At 69.4% G+C, this 15,318-nt stretch carries 12 protein-coding genes; 7 read left to right on the forward strand and 5 right to left on the reverse strand.

What is annotated here, in order from left to right:
• The first annotated feature begins 75 nt into the window (after window positions 1-75).
• The 4 genes from sigJ (at window position 76) to ald (ending at window position 5,369) form a co-directional block, all read left to right on the forward strand.
• Complete coding sequence (gene sigJ / locus AC5WS7_RS07325) at window positions 76-1,020, forward strand: RNA polymerase sigma factor SigJ (RefSeq protein WP_495953539.1); 945 nt, start codon at window positions 76-78, stop codon at window positions 1,018-1,020.
• 78 nt (window positions 1,021-1,098) lie between these two features.
• Window positions 1,099-2,292, forward strand: coding sequence for an NAD(P)/FAD-dependent oxidoreductase (locus tag AC5WS7_RS07330; protein WP_495953540.1), 1,194 nt, complete (start codon window positions 1,099-1,101; stop codon window positions 2,290-2,292).
• A gap of 190 nt (window positions 2,293-2,482) precedes the next feature.
• The gene (locus AC5WS7_RS07335) at window positions 2,483-4,039 is read left to right on the forward strand and encodes an MFS transporter (RefSeq protein ID WP_495953541.1); all 1,557 of its coding nucleotides are present in this window, start codon (window positions 2,483-2,485) and stop codon (window positions 4,037-4,039) included.
• Window positions 4,040-4,259: 220 nt separating this feature from the next.
• A complete protein-coding gene (gene ald / locus AC5WS7_RS07340) occupies window positions 4,260-5,369 on the forward strand; it encodes an alanine dehydrogenase (protein WP_495953542.1) in 1,110 nt (369 codons plus the stop codon).
• 24 nt (window positions 5,370-5,393) lie between these two features.
• On the opposite strand, the gene AC5WS7_RS07345 is transcribed toward ald, so the two are convergent.
• Window positions 5,394-5,750, reverse strand: a complete 357-nt coding sequence (locus tag AC5WS7_RS07345) for a hypothetical protein (RefSeq protein WP_495953543.1) — start codon at window positions 5,748-5,750, stop codon at window positions 5,394-5,396.
• 168 nt (window positions 5,751-5,918) lie between these two features.
• On the opposite strand from AC5WS7_RS07345, the gene AC5WS7_RS07350 reads away from it, so the two are divergent.
• On the forward strand, window positions 5,919-7,919 hold the full coding sequence (locus AC5WS7_RS07350) for a glycosyltransferase family 39 protein (protein ID WP_495953777.1): 2,001 nt from the start codon (window positions 5,919-5,921) through the stop codon (window positions 7,917-7,919).
• Between the two features lie 39 nt (window positions 7,920-7,958).
• Here AC5WS7_RS07350 and AC5WS7_RS07355 read toward each other — a convergent pair whose 3' ends face one another.
• From AC5WS7_RS07355 to lexA, 3 genes are all read right to left on the reverse strand, one after another.
• Complete coding sequence (locus AC5WS7_RS07355; protein WP_495953544.1) at window positions 7,959-9,473, reverse strand: carboxylesterase family protein; 1,515 nt, start codon at window positions 9,471-9,473, stop codon at window positions 7,959-7,961.
• Between the two features lie 231 nt (window positions 9,474-9,704).
• The gene (locus AC5WS7_RS07360; protein WP_495953545.1) at window positions 9,705-10,766 is read right to left on the reverse strand and encodes an alpha/beta hydrolase; all 1,062 of its coding nucleotides are present in this window, start codon (window positions 10,764-10,766) and stop codon (window positions 9,705-9,707) included.
• Between the two features lie 110 nt (window positions 10,767-10,876).
• Window positions 10,877-11,533 carry a transcriptional repressor LexA gene (gene lexA / locus AC5WS7_RS07365; protein ID WP_495953546.1) on the reverse strand — a complete coding sequence of 219 codons (657 nt, stop codon included), beginning with the start codon at window positions 11,531-11,533 and terminating at the stop codon, window positions 10,877-10,879.
• A 105-nt stretch (window positions 11,534-11,638) separates the two neighbouring features.
• On the opposite strand from lexA, the gene AC5WS7_RS07370 reads away from it, so the two are divergent.
• Window positions 11,639-13,360 carry a GMC oxidoreductase gene (locus tag AC5WS7_RS07370; protein ID WP_495953547.1) on the forward strand — a complete coding sequence of 574 codons (1,722 nt, stop codon included), beginning with the start codon at window positions 11,639-11,641 and terminating at the stop codon, window positions 13,358-13,360.
• A gap of 14 nt (window positions 13,361-13,374) precedes the next feature.
• On the opposite strand, the gene AC5WS7_RS07375 is transcribed toward AC5WS7_RS07370, so the two are convergent.
• The gene (locus AC5WS7_RS07375) at window positions 13,375-14,460 is read right to left on the reverse strand and encodes a TerD family protein (RefSeq protein WP_495953548.1); all 1,086 of its coding nucleotides are present in this window, start codon (window positions 14,458-14,460) and stop codon (window positions 13,375-13,377) included.
• A 142-nt stretch (window positions 14,461-14,602) separates the two neighbouring features.
• On the opposite strand from AC5WS7_RS07375, the gene AC5WS7_RS07380 reads away from it, so the two are divergent.
• Window positions 14,603-15,139: a DUF2599 domain-containing protein gene (locus tag AC5WS7_RS07380; RefSeq protein WP_495953549.1), complete on the forward strand. Its 537-nt coding sequence runs from the start codon at window positions 14,603-14,605 to the stop codon at window positions 15,137-15,139.
• Window positions 15,140-15,318 lie beyond the last annotated feature (179 nt).

The raw sequence follows: 15,318 nt of genomic DNA on the forward strand, positions 1-15,318 counted from the left end.
CCTGTCCCACAACCAGGTTCGCCATTCGCGCGGACCCCGGGAACAGACCTCGCCGCCCGGGGCGACAATCGAGTCATGCTGCTCGGTCCGCACGAGGTCGACCTGTTCGAGGAATCCCGCGCCCGCCTGGAGGCCATCGCCTACCGGCTGCTGGGCTCGGCGAGCGATGCCGAGGACGCGGTGCAGGACACCTTCCTGCGCTGGCAGGCCGCGGACCGCGACCAGGTCCGCGCACCCGAGGCCTGGCTGACCAGGGTGCTGACCAATCTGTGCCTGAACCACCTGACCTCCGCGCGAGCCCGGCGCGAGACCTACGTGGGACAGTGGCTGCCCGAGCCGGTTCTCACCGGTGACCGGATGCTCGGCCCGGCCGATACCGCCGAACAGCGCGAGTCGGTATCCATGGCCGTGCTCATGCTCATGGAACGCCTCTCACCGCACGAGCGCGCGGTGTACGTGCTGCGCGAGGCGTTCGGCTACCCGCACGCGGAGATCGCGGAGATCGTGAATCTCACCGAGCCGAACTGCCAGCAGATCTACCGGCGCGCGAAACAGCGTCTCAGCGCGGGGCATTCGCGCACCGAGGTGGATCGGGCAGCGGCCCGCCGGATCGCCGCGCAATTCCTCGCCGCCACCGCGGGCGGTGAGATCGAACCGCTGATCGGCATGCTCACCGCCGACGTGACCGGTATCGCGGACGCCGGCGGAACCCTCCCGGCTCGTCGCACGCCCGTCGGCGGCGCGCTCGCGGTGGCCCGATACCTGCGCGGGCTGTTCCGGCCCAGCGAGCACAAGCGCGGTTGGGTGGGCGGGGCCGCGACCCTGTACGCCGGGGTCGTCAACGGAGATCCGGCGATTCTGGCGCAGGTCGGCGACCGGCTCGTGGGAGTCATCGTGCTGGAATCGACATCCGAGGGCATCGCGGCCGTGTGCATTCACGCCAACCCGGACAAGCTCGATCGCATCGCCCGAGCCTGGGCCGCAGCGGACCGCGGTGAGCCGCTGCTGGACGCATGGTGACCGTCATCACAGCCGATATCTGTCAGCAAAGGACGCGCTGTCCGGTTCAAGAGGCGAACCCCGAGACAGGAGTCAGAGATGAAACATCGCATCGTCGTCCTCGGAGCCGGATACGCCGGAGCCAATGCGGCCGGCCGCCTTGCCCGCCGCCTGCATCCCGCCGACGTGGAGATCACCGTCGTCAACGCCGATCCCGATTTCGTCGAACGGGTCCGCATGCATCAACTCGCCGCCGGCCGGCAACTCGTCCGCCGCCCGCTGGCCGAGATCTTCGCGGACACCGGCGTCGTCCTGCGCATCGCCCGGGTGCATGCGGTGGATGCGGACCGCAAGCTGGTGCGAGCCCGCGACGGGGCGGGCGTGGACCTCGAAATCGGTTACGACACATTGGTTTACGCGCTCGGCAGCACGGTGACCGGGGATGCCGTCCCGGGAGTCGCCGAGTACGCGCACACCGTCACCGACCCGGCTACCGCCCTGCGCTTGCGTGATCGTCTGGCCGAACTGGACGCCGGCGCGGCGGTGCTGGTCGCGGGCGGCGGGCTCACCGGCATCGAGGCGGCCACCGAGATCGCCGAGGCGCGGCCGGATCTCGCGGTGACCATCGCCGCGCGCACCGGCGTCGGCGATCGGCTCAGCGACAAGGCCCGCAGGCATCTGAGCGCCGCCTTCGATCGGCTCGGCATCACCGTGCGGACGCACACCCAGATCGCCCGGGTCGATGCGTCCAGCGCCGCCACCAGCGACGACCGGGTCCTTCCGGCCGCGGTGACCGTGTGGACGGCCGGATTCGCGGTCCATCCACTCGCCGCCGCGACGACGATGACCGTCGATCCGTCCGGACGGATCATGGTCGACCGGACGATGCGCTCGCTCTCGCACCCCGACGTGTACGCCGTCGGCGACGCCGCCCTCGCCGACGGGCCCGGCGAGGACCCGTTGCGGATGTCCTGTGCCTCGGGCATCCCGATGGCCTGGCAGGCCGCGGACTCGATCGCCGCGCGGCTGACCGATCGACGGGTCCCGCGCGTGCCGATCTTCTATGCCGCCCAATGCATCAGCCTCGGCCGCAACGACGCCCTGCTGCAGTTCGTCACCCCCGACGACCGCGCCACCAGGTTCGTGCTCACCGGTCGCCGCGCGGCCCGCTACAAGGAGCTGATCTGCAAGGGCGCGGCCTCGATCACCGCCCATCCAGCGGCGGCGGCACCGATCGGACGGCATCGTCACCTCCGCGCGACCGCACCCGAAATCCTCACGGCCACTCCATAATACGAGTCCCGGTGGACCGGACCCCCGGGTCCACCGGGCCGGCCGCGGGCCCCGAGAACCTCGGGCCGGAGCCCACCGACGCGTCCCCGGGGACAACGGCCGATGGGTTCTGCGGCAACAATTGCCGTCCAATCGAATACACCTGGAAACTCGGTCCCCATGCGTTGGCCCGGACCGTTAGCCTGTGCCGGTGGAGCGCATCGACAATGCCCCGGGTACTGCCAAGCGGCCGGGGATTGCACTGGCAGCGGTGACTGCCGTCCTGTTCGTCACCTTTCTCGACACCACCGTCGTGAGCGTCGCCCTGGGCGATATCCGGCACGAACTCAGCACCGACGTGATGCTGCTGCAGTGGGTGGTCAACGCCTACACGCTCGTGTTCGCCGGGCTGATGCTGGCCGGTGGCTCACTCGGCGACCGGTGGGGCCGCAAGCGGGTCATGATCGCCGGACTGGTGATCTTCTGCGCCGGATCGGTCGTGGCCGCCCTGGCCGCGAGCGTGCCGGTGCTGATCGCCGGACGCGCGATCATGGGCCTGGGGGCCGCGGCCTCGGAACCGGGGACCTTGTCGGTGCTGCGGCACATCTATCCGGACGAGCGCAAGCGTGCCCGCGCGGTCGGCGTGTGGGCGGCGGTATCCGGGCTGGCGCTGGCGGCCGGACCGGTGCTGGGCGGTGTGCTGGTGCACGCGTACGGGTGGCGCTCGATCTTCTGGTTCAACCTGATCATCGGCGCGGCGGCGCTGCTGGCGGCGCTGTGGTCGGTTCCCGAGAGCGCCGATCCGCATCCGGGTCCGATCGACTGGGCCGGAATCGTGCTCGGCGCGCTGTTCCTCGGTTCGGTGATCTACGCCGCGACCTCCGGAGAGGACCGGGGCTACGACGCGCCCTCGGTGATCGCGCTGTTCGTGCTGGGCGCGGTCGCCTTCGCCGGATTCGTCGTCGTGGAGACGCGAGCGCGCGCACCGATGCTCGACTTCCGCTACCTGCGCCTGCCCGCGGTGCGCGGCGCGCTCGTGGTCGCCTTCGCGGTCTACTTCGGCGTGTTCTCGATCTTCTTCTTCACCGCGCTGTATCTGCAAGTGATGCAATCGTATTCGGGTTCGCGCACGGCCACGGTGTTCGCGCCGATGGCGATCGCGATCATCGTCGGATCGCTCGCCACGGGCGTGTGGGTGGCGCGGTACGGCTCGCGGGTGCCGATGATCGTCGGCTGCGTGGTCGGCGCGGGCGGGATCCTGTTGACGCGGCAGGTCCTGGAGACCGCGCCGCCGCACGATGTGCCGCTGGCCTCGGCGATGGCGGTGGCCGGGCTCGGATTCGGCATCGCGGTGGTGCCGCTGACCTCGGCCGTGCTGTCCGGCGTCCCGGCGGAACATTCGGGCATGGCCGCCGCGGTGACCAACACGATGCGTCAGGTCGGTTCGGCGGTCGGCGTCGCGGTCCTGGGATCCCTGGTGAACGCCTACCTCACCGGCGATCTGCGGGACCGGATGAATGCCGAGGGGCTGCCCGCGGAACTGCAACCCAACGCCATCGATGCCGTCGAACGCGGCCGCATCCCGCACGGTGTCGACATCACCCCGTACCTGAAATATCTGTCGAAGGTCTCCGAGGCGATCAACACCGGTAAGACGGCCTTTCACCACGGCCTCGACATCGCCCTGCTCGTTTCGGCGATCCTGATCCTGGTCGCGGCCGCGTACACCGCCGTCGACGGAGCCCTGAGCCGCCGGCGCGGCGCCTGACCGGCGCGCCGCACCGCGACGCTCCACCACCCCGGCCAATCACCGAATATGCTTCGACGAACAGGCCATACCAGCCCTACTTCCCGACGGTTCAGATAATTTACTCAGTAAATACAGAATTAACTTCGGTGATCTAGCCGGTATCACGCAGAATCTTCATACTCACTATCGACAGGACGACGCGGCTGCGCGTCCAACCAGCCGAGAACGAGGAGCGCAGATGAAGATCGGAATCCCCCGTGAGGTGAAGAACCACGAGTACCGGGTCGCGTGCACTCCGGCGGGGGTCCGCGAACTGGTCGGCCATGGGCACGAGGTGTACGTGGAGACCGGCGCCGGGATCGGATCGGCGTTCGAGGACGACGCCTACAAGCTCGCCGGCGCGCACATGCTGGCATCCGCCGACGCGGTCTGGGCCACCGGCGAGCTGATCCTGAAGGTGAAAGAACCAGTGGCGCAAGAATATTCGCGCCTGCGCGCGAATCAGGTGCTGTTCACCTATCTGCATCTGGCCGCGTCGGCGGAATGCACCGACGCGCTGCTGGCCGCCGGAACCACCGCCATCGCCTACGAAACCGTCACCGGCCGGGGCGGTTCGCTGCCGCTGCTGGCGCCGATGAGCGAGGTAGCCGGCCGGCTCGCGCCTCAGGCCGGCGCCTACCACCTGATGCGCAGCGGCGGCGGACGCGGCGTGCTGATGGGCGGCGTCCCGGGAACTCCGCCCGCGAAGGTCACCGTGATCGGCGCGGGTGTCGCCGGACGCAACGCCACCGAGATCGCCGTCGGGATGCGGGCCGAGGTCACCGTACTGGACGTGAACATCGGCCCGCTGCGCGAACTCGACGCGCGCTACCGCGGCCGGGTGCGCACCATCGTCTCCAACGCCCACGAGGTCGAGCAGACGGTGCGTGAAGCCGATCTGGTCATCGGCGCGGTACTCGTCCCCGGCGCGAAGGCGCCGACCCTGGTCTCCACCGAACTCGTCGCGCAGATGAAGCCCGGCGCGGTTCTGGTCGACATCGCCATCGATCAGGGCGGCTGCTTCGCCGACTCACGACCCACCACACACGACGACCCGACCTATCGCGTCCACGACGCGGTGTTCTACTGCGTGGCGAATATGCCCGGCGCGGTGCCGTACACCTCGACCGTCGCACTCACCAACGCCACATTGCCGTATGCGCTCGCACTCGCCGATCGCGGCTGGCGCGAGGCCGTCGCCGCCGACCCGGGCCTGGCCGCCGGCCTGAGCACCCACGGCGGGGAGCTGCTGTCCGAGTCGGTGGCGGCCGCGCACGGCTACACCGCACACACCAGGGCCCTCACCTAGCTCAACGGCGCGCGGCCACGGCGGTCAGGCGCAGCGGACGCGGAAGGCCGCCTGCGGGGACATCCCCGGCAGGGCGACCACCTGGACGGCCGGATTGCCATCGAGGGAACAGCCGGACGGGACCGCGGTGACCTTGACGCGGTAGCACCCCAGCGGGACCGACGCCGTGCCGGTTCCGTTCGCGCCGGTCGTCGCGGTCGCCACCGCCGGACCGCCCGAACACGGCGTGAGCGAGGCCGACAGTCCTGTCACCGGAAAGTTCGTGCCCAGGGTCGAGGCCTGCAGGCGGACCGCCACCTGCCCCGGCCCTTGCGCGGCGGCCAGGGCCGGGGTCAGTGCCAGTACGGCCAGCGCGGACGCGGTGAACAGGATGCGGCGCAACGGATCTCCTCCGACGATCGATCGAACGGGTTGTCTTCGGGGGCCAATATAGGCCGAAACCGGCCCGGTTCCCTCGAATTTCACAGACTCCTCACAGCTACACGCCAGACTTCTCACCGGTCCTCGGGACAGACTTGCGCGGTGACAGCGACCACTGCCGATACCGCCATGTCCGAATCGACCCCTCCGCCGCTCGCCGAGCGGAATCCGGCCCTCGGGCCGGCCCGGCGCTGGGAGCGGATCGGGCTCGCGGTGTTGTTGTCGGGCACCGCCGCGGCCTATCTGTGGAACATCACCGTCAACGGCATGGGCAACAACTTCTATGCCGCCTCGGCCTGGGCCGGTTCGCGCAGCTGGAAGGCGCTGTTGTTCGGCTCCCTGGATCCGGGCAACTTCATCACCGTCGACAAACCGCCCGTCTCACAGTGGGTGATGGGCCTGTCCGGGCAGCTGTTCGGTTTCAGCAGTGCGAGCATGCTGATCCCCGAGGCGCTGATGGCCATCGCGGCGGTCGCACTGATGTACGGCGCGATCACGCGCGCCACCGACAGTCGCGGCGCGGGACTGCTCGCCGGGACGATGCTCGCGGTGACGCCCGTGGTCGCGATGATGTTCCGGTTCAACAATCCCGATGCGGTGATGGTGCTGCTGATGACAGCAGCGGCGTACTGCACGATCCGGTCACTGCGCTGGGCGAGCGTGCGCTGGCTGATGCTTGCCGGGGTCGCGCTCGGGTTCGCGTTCCTGGCCAAGATGCTCGAAGGCCTGATGGTGCTGCCCGCCCTCGGGCTGGCCTACCTGGTGGTCGCGCCGACCGGGTTCGGCCGGCGGATCGGGCATCTGCTCGCCGCCGCGGTCGCGCTGATCGTCTCCTCGGGCTGGTATGTGCTGCTGACGATCCTGTGGCCGGCCGGCTCGCGCCCGTATCTGGCCGGCTCCACGAACAACACCTTCATGGATCTGGTGTTGGGCTACAACGGTTTCGCGCGGTATCTGGGGCACAACCACATGGGCCGCAAGATGATGCAGATGCCCGCCGGCTACCAGTTCCCGCACATGCACGGCGGCGGGCCGTTCGGCGGCGGCAACGGCGCCGAACGGCTGTTCACCGGCGAGATCGGCTTCGAGATCTCCTGGCTGCTGCCCGCCGCGATCGTGGCCTTCGTGCTGGTGCTCATCTCCCGCGGCCGGGCCCCGCGCACCGATCTGGTGCGCGGGGCGACGCTGACCTTCGGACTGTGGCTGCTCATCGATGGCGCGGCGTTCGCGGGGATGCAGGGCGGTATGCACGCGTACTACACCCTGGCCATCGCACCGGCCATCGCGGGGACCGTCGCGCTCGGTGTGCTGGAAATGTGGCGGCGGCGCGGGACCACGCTGGGCCGACTCGGCTCGGCCGCACTGATTCTCGCCGGCGGCGTGTGGGGATTCGTCCTGCTGCAACGCAATTCGGATTGGCAGCCGTGGCTGCGCTGGACCGTCCTGGTGGTGACGGTCCTCGCGGCCGCCGGACTGGCGCTGACCGCGGTTCCCGCGCTGTCCCGCCGAATCCACCGGCGCACCACGGCCGTTCTGGTCGCCGCCGGAATGATTGCCGCACTGGGCGGTTCGACCGCCTACGCCGCGGCCACTCTGCCGCAGGCGCATACCGGCGGCGGTCCGTCGGTCGGTCCGGCGCACCGGGACGAGCTGCCCCCGGCCTTCGCCCGGATGCGGCACGCGTTCGGCATGTTCATGGGCGGGGACGGATACCCACCGCAGCTGGTCGATATGTTGCGGCACACCACCACCACCTGGTCGGCCGCCACCGAACGCTCCGGCCCGGCCGCCGGTCTGGAGCTGGCCAGCCACACCTCGGTCATCGCGATCGGCGGATTCACCTCCGAGGATCCGGTGCCGACCCTCGCGCGGTTCCAGGACATGGTCCGCACCCACCAGGTCACCTACTACATCGCGCCCGAGGTGAAACTCCCGGATTCGTGGCGCAACGAGCCCGCTCGCCCGCCGGCCACACACCAGCCGAAACAGCCTGCCGGGCAGCAGGATTCGGACGGCGCACTGTGGCATCCGGTGGGCAATACCGACATCTTCAACTGGGTGTCGGCGCATTACACGCCGCAGCGGATGGACGGGCTGGTCCTGTTCGACCTGTCCGCCGCCCCGCACTGAGTGCACCGGCGCCGCCCGAGTCCGGGCGGCGCCGGTAGGTCAGAACTCGCGCACGTCGGGCTCCGGGCCCGGCAACCACGGTTTCCACGGCTCGAGGCCCCGCCCGTTGGGTGACCCGGTCGCCACGAATGCGGCCAGCGCGCCGCCGAACTGCACGGACAGGGCCCGGTCCCGCGCGCCGACCGTGCCGAGCATCGGCGCGTTAGGATAGCTGTCGAATGTGCCGAACAGATACGGCAGATCCGCGCAGTGCGCCGCGCCGAGGCCGAACGGGTCCGGCGACGGCTCGCGCAGGAAACGGTAGATATGGGCCGGATTGCCCTGCGCGGCAAGGGCTTCGCCGAAAACGCTCAGATCGTCGCCGAACATCGCCTCGCTCGCGACGAACGTCAGGGCGCGGGCGGGCCCGGCATCGGGATGTTCGGCCAGGTATGCCCGGTAGCGAGCCTGGCCCGACTCCCCCGCGACATCGCCGAGCAGCCGCACCGCCGCATCGTCGGAGATCATCCGGATCACCGGGTTCAGCGCGAAGAACGCACCGAGTTCGTTGCCGGTCGCGCCGAGCAGCACATCCTTGCCGCGCAGCGCGCCCGCCGGGACCAGATCGCGCCAGCCCGCGGAGTGGATCGCACCGCCCAGCACCGGATACAACGGCGGTGCGATCCGGCCCGGCACCGCGGTTTCCAGCATCAGCCGGGCGTAGGCCTGCACGAGGTCGAGCACCGGCAGGGACCGCAGCCGGGGCAGCGGATCGGCGCCGTCGTCCGTAATACCCAGCAGCGCAAGATATTTCCCGCTGATGGCAGTGGCCTCGTCCGGATCCTGGGGGCTCATTCCCCACGGCCCGGACTGGCCGATCACCCGGCGCACCGAGGGACCGGTGTCCGGATCTGTCGCCAGCGCCATCGCCGAGAACGCGCCGGCGGACTGGCCGCCGACCGTGATCAGTTCCGGATCACCGCCGAATGCCGCGATGTTCGCAACCACCCAGCGCAGGGCCGCGGCCTGGTCCTGGGAGCCGAGATTGTCCACACCGGGCAGCCGCAGATATCCCAGCGGGCCGAGGCGGTAGTTCGCGGTGACCACGACGATATCGCCGAGAGCGGCCAGGCGGCCGCCGTCGTACCAGTCCCAGCCGCCGCTGCCGCTGGTGAATCCGCCGCCGTGGAACCACAGCAGCACCGCGCGCGGCGTCGGCGACTCGCCCTGCGGCACCCACACGTCGACCGTCAGGCAGCCGTCCTCGTCCCAGCGCGGAATTCGCGCGCCCATGATGGCTTCCAGCCGCGAGGGCCACTGCGGCACCGCCGGACCCGACCCGGCCGCGTCCCGGACACCCGCCCACCCCGGATGCGGTCGCGGCGGCGCGAACCGCAGCTCCCCGACCGGTGAGTCGGCGTAGGGGATTCCGCGAAAAGCGTACGCCCCCACCGATTCCGCGACGCCGTACACCCGCCCGGCGCCGGTCTCGACGACGGTGCTCACCCCGGGTGCGCCACGGGTCGCCGCCCCCGCGGCCCCGCCGCGCTCCCCCACCCAATCGTGCCCACTCATATCCATCGATCCTGCCAGAGCCCACCGCCCCCGGGGAACGGGAGGCCGACCGCGAACGGCATCCCGGGCCCGACCCCGCAGTCACACACCGCGTTTCGGCTCGGCGCCATCGATGCCCCACCGATCCGCACCGTCACCGGCGTGGCCGAGGCGCACCGGGCGATCGCCCGCGCCGGTGGGCTACGGAAAACGCCCCGCCGCGGCCGGCGACGGGGCGTTCGGGAAGTGCGCTCAGGCGGGCAGGCCCAGGCCCTTGGCCAGCACCGGCCAGGACTGGAGCAGATCGTCGTGCCAGTAACCCCACGAGTGGGTGCCGGTCGGCGTGAAGTCGTAGGTCGCCGGAATGCCGAGCTTGTTCAGCTTGGCCTGCAGGTTGTGGCTGCACCCGTTGACCGCGGCCTCGATGACGCCGCCGATGATCAGCTGGTCGCCCAGGCCGTACGAGCCGGGCAGCGCGTACTGGCCGTTGAGCGTGTCGTACTTACCCGGCAGGCCGGAACCACTGGAGATGAACAGGTTCAGCCCGCGCAGCTGGTCGGCGTGCACGTACGGATCGTTCGCCGCCCACATCGGATCGTTCTCCGGGCCGTACATGTTCATGGTATTGCCGCCGCCCCACACCCCGGTGGCCAGATTCACGAACCGATATCCGATGGGGTCACTGATCTGCGCACAACCGCTGTACGCGGCCACCGACTTGTACAGCCCGGGCTTGGCGATCGCCAGCGCCAGCACCGATGTGCCCGAGGTGGACAGGCCGGCGATCGCGTTCACACCGGTGGTGCCGAGCGCGCCGTCGATGATCGGCGGCAGTTCCTGGGTCAGGAAGGTCTTCCATTTGTTGACCCCCAGCTTCGGGTCCGACGCCCGCCAGTCCGCGTAGTAACTCCAGGCACCGCCGACCGGCTGCACCACGTTCAGGTTCTTGGCGGCCAGGAACTTCAGCGCGTCGGGAGCCTGCGCGTCCCAGCTGGCACCGTCCTCGCCGCCGCCCGCGCCGTTGAGCAGGTACAGCGTCGGTCGCGCCACGGACGCGTCGGCGGGGCGCTGCACCTCCACGGTGATGGGCTTGTTCATCGCCGCGGAGAACACGCTCAGCTTCAGGTGGGTGGGATCGACGACACTGAATCCGGCGAGCTTGGAACCGTCCTGGGAAACCCGCTCTGCCAGTGGATTCTTCGACGCGATCACCGGATCGCTCGACGCGGCGGCGGGGCCTGCCGCGACCACGGTAGACAACCCCGCGAAAAGGGCCGCCGCGGCAGCCGTTGCGATCCGAATTCCGCGCCTCATGCGCACCTCCGTTACAAAACTCATAGCGATGCCCCGGACGATATGGCGCCCGGAACTGTAGTTGACCGGCTATCGTTTGGCGAACTGGACTTGTTTCAGATTGTGTGCCACTACATACGCCGCATCACCGAGACCACCTTGCCCAGCACCACCGCTGTATCGCCGTCGATGACCGAATAGGCCGGATTGCGCGGTTCGAGGTAGACGTGCCCGTCGCGCCGCCGGAACACCTTCACCGTCGCCTCGCCGTCGATCATCGCGGCGACGATCTCCCCCGTCTGAGCCTCGGGCTGACGGCGCACGACGACGATATCGCCGTCGCAGATCGCGGCATCGATCATCGAATCGCCCCGCACCCGCAGGCCGAACACCGTGCCACGGCCCACCAGCTGCCGGGACAGGGTGAGGGTGTCCTCGGTGTGTTCCTGCGCCAGAATCGGCGTACCGGCCGCGATATCGCCAACCACGGGCACCTCGACGGCCTGCTCGTCGCGCTCGGGAGCCGCGGCGGACCGCAGGAACAGCCGCACGTCGATCGGCCGGGACACCGACTCACCGCGTCGCAGGAAACCTTTGTCCTCCAACGCTTTCAGATGCCGCGACACCGTCGAGGCGGAACGCAGTCCCACCGCCTGACCGATCTCGCGGGTACTGGGCGGATATCCGTGCCGCTGCACCGAATCCCGGATCGTGGCCAGAATCCGCTGCTGGCGGGGCGGCAGGATCGAGGTGTCGAGGTGCTCGAAGGCGTCGTCGTATCCGGTCACCCGGGAATCCTAAGCGGCACCGGGTGACGGACTCTCGCGCCGACCTAACCTACCGAGTAGTAACGTAGCCTCGGTCACCGGCGACAGCACGCGAGGAGCAAGACCATGACCCAGCGGGACACCGATTTCGACGTACTGATCGTCGGCTCCGGATTCGGCGGGAGTGTCACGGCGTTACGGCTGGTCGAGAAGGGTTACCGGGTCGGGGTCCTGGAGGCCGGACGGCGTTTCACCGACGAGGAGCTGCCCGAGACCAGCTGGGATCTGCGCAAGTTCATCTGGGCGCCCAAATTCGGCTGCCTGGGCATTCAGCGCATCCACCTGCTGCGCGATGTGCTGATCCTCGGGGGCGCGGGGGTGGGCGGCGGCTCGCTCAACTACGCCAACACCCTGTACGTGCCACCGACCCCGTTCTTCACCGATCCGCAGTGGCGCGACATCACCGACTGGCAGGCCGAGCTGACCCCCTATTACGAGCAGGCCCGCAAGATGCTCGGGGTGGTGCAGAACCCGCACATGACCCCCGCGGACGAGGTGTTCAAACAGGTCGCCGACGAGATGGGCTTCGGTGACACCTTCGTGCAGACACCGGTGGGCGTCTTCTTCGGCGAGGCCGGAAAGACCGTGCCGGACCCGTACTTCGGCGGCGCGGGCCCCGAGCGCACCGGCTGCCTCGAATGCGGCGAGTGTATGACCGGCTGCCGCCACGGCGCGAAGAACACCCTGGTCAAGAACTACCTGTATCTCGCCGAACAGGCTGGGGCCCAAGTATTTCCGTTGACCACGGTGACCGCCGTGCGGCCACTGCCGGACGGCTCCTGGGAAGTCGGCACCGAACGGACCGGGTCCTGGTTCCGCAAATCGCCGGCCACGCTGACCGCCTCGAACGTGGTGCTCGCCGCCGGTACCCGCGGCACCCAGCAGCTGCTGTTCGCCATGCGGGACAAGGGAATTCTGCCCGCGCTCTCACCCCGGCTCGGCCAGCTGACCCGGACCAATTCCGAATCGATCGTCGGCGCGGCCACCCGGACGGTGGATCCGGATCGCGATTTCACCCGGGGCGTGGCCATCACGTCCTCGATCCACCCGACCGCCGACACGCACGTCGAGCCGGTCCGCTACGGCAAGGGGTCCAATGCGATGGGCCTGCTGCAGACTCTCATGGTCGACGGCGGCGGCCGCATCCCGCGCTGGTTGCGCTTCGTGCTCGAGGTGCTGAAGCACCCGGTGCGGCTGATCTCGATGCTCACCGTCCGGAACTGGAGCGAGCGCACCATCATCTCGCTGGTCATGCAGAACCTGGACAACTCGATCACCACCTACACCAAACGCGGGCTTTTCGGCCGCCGCACGATGACCTCCAAACAGGGCCACGGACAACCGAATCCGACCTGGATCCCGGTCGGCAACGAGGTGACCCGCAAGGTCGCCGACACCATCGGCGGCATCGCCGGCGGCAGCTGGGGCGAGGTGTTCAACATCCCGCTCACCGCGCACTTCCTGGGTGGCGCGCCGATCGGGTCGGACGCCGAGCACGGCGTGATCGACCCGTATCACCGGGTCTACGGATATCCCACGCTGAGCGTGGTCGACGGCGCCGCGGTCTCGGCGAACCTCGGGGTGAATCCGTCGCTGACGATCACCGCCCAGGCCGAGCGGGCCGCGGCCCTGTGGCCGAACAAGGGAGAACAGGACACCCGCCCCGAGCAGAGCGCGGGGTACCGGCGCATTTCCCCTGTCGCACCGCACAATCCGGTGGTACCCGCTTCTGCCCCTGCGGCGCTGGTCCTGCCGATCGTCGAGATCACCGGACGCGACAGCGCCTGATCCCGGGGGGCGGCCTAGAGATATCGGAGGACGTGCTCGACCGTGTCGAGCGGGTGGGTCGCATCGATCGGAGCGCCGATCGAAGCGACCCGCCAGGGCCCGCCGTCGCGGTAGACCTTCGCGACGATCATCGCGGTGTGCGAACCGCCCGCGTTCAGATCGCCGCGCGCCAGTTGCATCCCGACGATTCCGTCGTCCAGTCGCCAGAACGCGTGGCGGACCCGTTCGAAGGTGTGGCCCTTGTAGGAGGTCACCACGAACACCACCGCGGTCACCTGCGAGGGCAACCGTGCCAGATCCACGGTGATGGTCTCGTCGTCCCCGGCACCACTGCCGTCGACGTTGTCTCCCGAGTGCCGGACCGCACCGTTGCGGGAGGTCAACTGGCTGAACAGCGCGGCGTCGACCACCTTGTGACCGGCGAACACCAGCGCCGAGGCATCCAGATCGACCTCGACCTTGCGCAGGCGGGGCCCGCGCACCGGGTCCCAGCCCAGCGCCATCTTCACCATGCTGAGCTCGCCGTTGCGCACATGGTTCAGGGGGATCTCCTGCCCCGGATTCAGTTCCGCGGGACCGCGATAGCTCGTTTCGGCTTCCTCCGGCCCGCCCACACGGATACCGTGCTGAGTCACCAACGCCTCGAACCCGGCGTCGTAACCGTATCCGAGCACGTTCACCTGCCAGCCCCGGCCGACCCGGTCCAGATCCAGGGCGATGACCACGCCCTCGCGGCCCAGATCGTCGATGACGTACTCGTACAACGGATTTCCGTTCGCGCCCTCGATCCGCACCACCGGCGGCGCGAAATCGCCGAAGTGGGCCTGCTGATCGGTCAGATTCAGGATCACCCGGACGTGATCGACATCCCTTGGCAGCGAGCCCAATTCGATCGACAAGCCCGGCGCCTGCCCGGCCAGCAGCCGCACGCCCGGGCCCGTGGTCTGGTTGTAGAAGATCAGATCGCGCTGATTGCGCACCTGCCCGGCCGAATTCAACAGCAGCGCCGACACATCGATCGACGCCTCGTGTTGCACGGACACGGTGAGATCCTCGACGGTCAGACGATCGATCTGTCCCTTGGTCAGCTGTGCGGCCACCGGTCCATGGTACGTCGAGGGCGTCGCGATGTCGGGCAGGACGGACATGCCGGGTCGGCCGCGGCCGGAGTGCCGGATTGCCCGCGCGAGCCGGGCGGTACCGTGTCAGGCGCCACAGCGAACCAGCCAAGGGGGCCACCGGATGAAGTACGGCATCGCACCACCGCTGGCAGCGTTGCTGCTGGCGGCGTTGCTGACCGGCGCGTGCGGCGCTGCCGACGAATCCGCTCCGGTGGCGGTGGGCACCGTCTCGTCCGCCACGCCGCGCGCCCCCGCACCGGCTCACATCACGACGCCTGCGGTGCCCGCCACTTCGAGCCCCACCACGCCGGGAGGGGCTCCGGCCACCGACCCGTATCCGAACGCTCCGCTCATCGACCACACCCAGTGGACCGACGACCCCGACGGCCGCCGCCTGCACGTCTACCCGACCGCGGCGGGCCGGGCCGACTGGTTCCCGGCCGCGCTGGGGCGCGCCTGGGCCGAAGTGCGCCAGGACGCACCCGACGCCGACACTCCGGGCATGTACGACCAGTTCGAATGCCATTGGCAGTGGGCAAGACTGGTCTCACCGGACAAGCCGAGCTGGAATCTCGAGCCCTGGCGGCCGGCGGTCGGCTACGACGCCACCGTGCAGGCGCTGTGCAATCCCGGCGGGCCGGACCCCGCGGGCAAGTGACCCGATGACCGCGGTCCGAAGCCGGTGACTTCCGGGATTTTCGCCGCGTCCGGCGCCCCGCGAAAGTCGTTGTCGGCGACACGCTTCGAACAACTCGCCGAATATGCGTATCGTTGGATGAGTCGGAGCGTACGAGCCGAAGGGAGCGTCGCGTTTGCGGTCAGCTGTATCCGGGTCTG

It is taken from the genome of Nocardia sp. PLKS1-43 (assembly GCF_059510335.1).